The 2,514-nt window shown below is 55.3% G+C and carries 4 protein-coding genes and 2 pseudogenes; 1 reads left to right on the top strand and 5 read right to left on the bottom strand.

Annotated features, from left to right (window positions below; genetic code table 11):
- Window positions 1-191 precede the first annotated feature (191 nt).
- From ACMX3H_RS18310 to ACMX3H_RS18295, 4 genes and pseudogenes are all read right to left on the bottom strand, one after another.
- Window positions 192-474, bottom strand: a pseudogene (locus ACMX3H_RS18310) (portal protein); the annotation flags it as partial.
- A 3-nt stretch (window positions 475-477) separates the two neighbouring features.
- Window positions 478-705, bottom strand: a complete 228-nt coding sequence (locus ACMX3H_RS18305; protein WP_415211815.1) for a hypothetical protein — start codon at window positions 703-705, stop codon at window positions 478-480.
- 10 nt (window positions 706-715) lie between these two features.
- Window positions 716-1,012, bottom strand: coding sequence for a hypothetical protein (locus ACMX3H_RS18300; RefSeq protein WP_415211814.1), 297 nt, complete (start codon window positions 1,010-1,012; stop codon window positions 716-718).
- A 223-nt stretch (window positions 1,013-1,235) separates the two neighbouring features.
- Window positions 1,236-1,502, bottom strand: a complete 267-nt coding sequence (locus ACMX3H_RS18295; RefSeq protein WP_415211813.1) for a hypothetical protein — start codon at window positions 1,500-1,502, stop codon at window positions 1,236-1,238.
- A 291-nt stretch (window positions 1,503-1,793) separates the two neighbouring features.
- On the opposite strand from ACMX3H_RS18295, the gene ACMX3H_RS18290 reads away from it, so the two are divergent.
- Window positions 1,794-2,297: a DUF1640 domain-containing protein gene (locus tag ACMX3H_RS18290; protein WP_415211812.1), complete on the top strand. Its 504-nt coding sequence runs from the start codon at window positions 1,794-1,796 to the stop codon at window positions 2,295-2,297.
- 37 nt (window positions 2,298-2,334) lie between these two features.
- Here ACMX3H_RS18290 and ACMX3H_RS18285 read toward each other — a convergent pair.
- Window positions 2,335-2,514 (bottom strand): annotated as a pseudogene (locus tag ACMX3H_RS18285) (DUF669 domain-containing protein); the annotation flags it as partial.

The following is a 2,514-nucleotide window of genomic DNA, read 5'->3' as shown; positions in this document are numbered from 1 at the left end:
CATACTCCCGGAAGCTAAAAGTCTCCAGAGTATGGCGGAACAGAAGATGAGCTATCGGGCAGAATCGGAATCGCTGATCGGGCGACCGGAATCAGTGATCGGATGAAATCAGAATCAGTGATCGGGCGTGACCGGAATCAGTGATCGGGTGAAATCGGAATCAGTGATCGGACGTGACCGGAACCAGCAAATGTGGCACAGGTGGAGAGCCAGGCCTTGTCCTCGTCAGCCAGCGATTCACTGTCGAGATTGAGCCACTGCGCGTTGGCCGGGGTCATGCCGGACATGAGCGCCGAGGTCAGCATACGGGCGCTATCGGTGCCGGTGCCGTCCAGCAGCTTCGCAACTTTCGACTTAGCGCTCTGTGCGTCCAGCACGTCAGCCGAAAAACCCGCGCCAGACGCTTTCATGCCGCTGGCGGTGGGATTTTAGCGCATCAGCACGCTTAATCAGCTTGACGGCGAGTTCATCCATCGGTTACGCCCCTAATGCCTTTTTCTGCGCAGGCTGCGCGCCCGAAGACAACAAAGAGCTGCCTGAGTCCGCGGCCCCTTCTGCACCACTTGCCAGCAAAGACGAGCTTTTCTTGCGTTTCTTGCGCGCGGCGGCATCTGCGTTCGCCGCCTTTGCCGCTGCGTCAGCCGCCGCATTGACTTCAGCCTGCGGATCCGTTCGTACGACCTGGGGTGCACTCCCTCCACACATCACGTTCTCCTTAGCCCGGCACGTGCCAGCCGTGTTCCGTTAAAATCGGCTTACCCGGTACGGGCTGACGTTTACCCTCTTCATTCGTCACAACTCCAAGCGGCGCGACGGGTGCTGCCATGGTGGCTTTCTTGACGAGTTCGAGGAAATAGAGATTATCGGTCAGCTTCTGGTCGGCCATATCGGTAAAGCCCAGCGCGTCAAAGCGGGTGATGAGTGCTGCGGCCGGCTTGTCAAGCGTTGACAGGATAGCGTTACGCTCAGCCTGCGCAGTACTGTCTAGCAGTGCAGAAACCCTCTGCTGCACGGTCTGCTCATCGGAAGTGCCGACACACCCTCAGGCAATGTTTGATTGCCCCCTGTTCGTCTGTAGCAACGTCTACGGCGGTTGTGGATTCCTGCCCTGGGACTTCGACGGCTTTTCTTTTTCGTGCCATTGTCGTGGCTCCTGTCGATAATAGAGCCGCCAGTGTGAAAGGGATTCACGGTCAGGACCCCGACCAAATCCCCCCCTGCTCGCGGAAGAGGGGCTAGCGTTTGTGGCGCCAGGCGTACACAAAGCGCCGCGATGATACCTGCACAGGCAGCTCTATGCGCTGGCGATGCGTCACATAACACCAGAAATCAATCAGCGCCTCGCCGGTGTGATGATTAGGTGCCGCGCCCTGCTTCCAGCCAATAATCACAGACTTGGACACGTCCAGCTCTCTGGCGATTTTCTGTAACGGGATCCCGGCGCAGGTAATGTCGTTTATCACCCGGAACCAGTCGGTTTTGACCGTTGCAACTACTGGCACGGTTTCCCCCCAAAACGCGCGTGCGCGCGACCCTGAGAGCGTGTTTTTGTCGGTTGCAACAAACCGCCGGCCTCGACTGTCGCCGTGGTCAGTGTGGTAGGTCTCGTTTTTCGATATGCCGCCTGCGCCATCTTAACCCCTAGGTTGGACGGCACAGCAGTTGAGTTAGGAGGTGCCAGTTGTCCAGGCTGGCAGAGTGATTATAGCAAATTCTCTGTGGCATCGTTGGCGCAAGTTGCCTTGCCATGCCCCCGACAGCTATACTGCCTGCATCACCACGAGGATACGCATATGGGCCAAGTCGCATTTGATACACAAGAGTTCGTCGAAACGCTAGAGAACGCCGGTCTGCCGAAAGATCAGGCCAAGGCGATATCTCTCGTTGTGCGTAAATCTCATGAAGTAGCCGATCTTGCTACCAAGGCCGATATCAACGATGTAAAACGCGATATTGCTGATGTACGTAAAGATTTTTCGGCTGAAATTGTCGGTGTAAAGCGCAATCTTGAGGACGTACGCAAGGACCTGACGATTCAGATAACTGACGTTCGTAAAGATATGGATGCTCGCTTTGAGAAGACCGACGCTCATATAGCCGACGTGCGCAAGGATATGCAAGCTCGCTTTGAAAAAACCGATGCCCAAATCGCCGATGCCAGAAAAGAAACGGCGACACAGATAGCCCTTTTGCGTAAGGACGTTGAAAGCATATCAACGTGGTTGCTCATTAAGATGGCTGCCATGATGACGGCACTCCTTGGAGTTGCGGTCACGCTCGTCAAAATCCTCATTTAACCTTTCTTGGCAACCCACGCCCAGCTCCAAATTATCTTCAGAACGGGATTGAATCCTCATAGGCATCGACGGGCGGTATGCCTTGAGATGGATGACCGCTGTATTGCGGATGATGGCGGCGCTCATCCTTGTCCTTGAGCGTGGAAAGCATCATATCGATAGTCTTTGCATCCTGGCTTTCGAGACGTTCCTTGATAGTCTGCTTCGTATCAGGATA

Source organism: Sodalis sp. (in: enterobacteria), from assembly GCF_047607725.1.
GTDB lineage: Bacteria > Pseudomonadota > Gammaproteobacteria > Enterobacterales > Enterobacteriaceae > JBLKSS01.
Note: the sequence above shows the minus strand (reverse complement) of the source record. Positions and strands in the feature narration are given on the sequence as shown.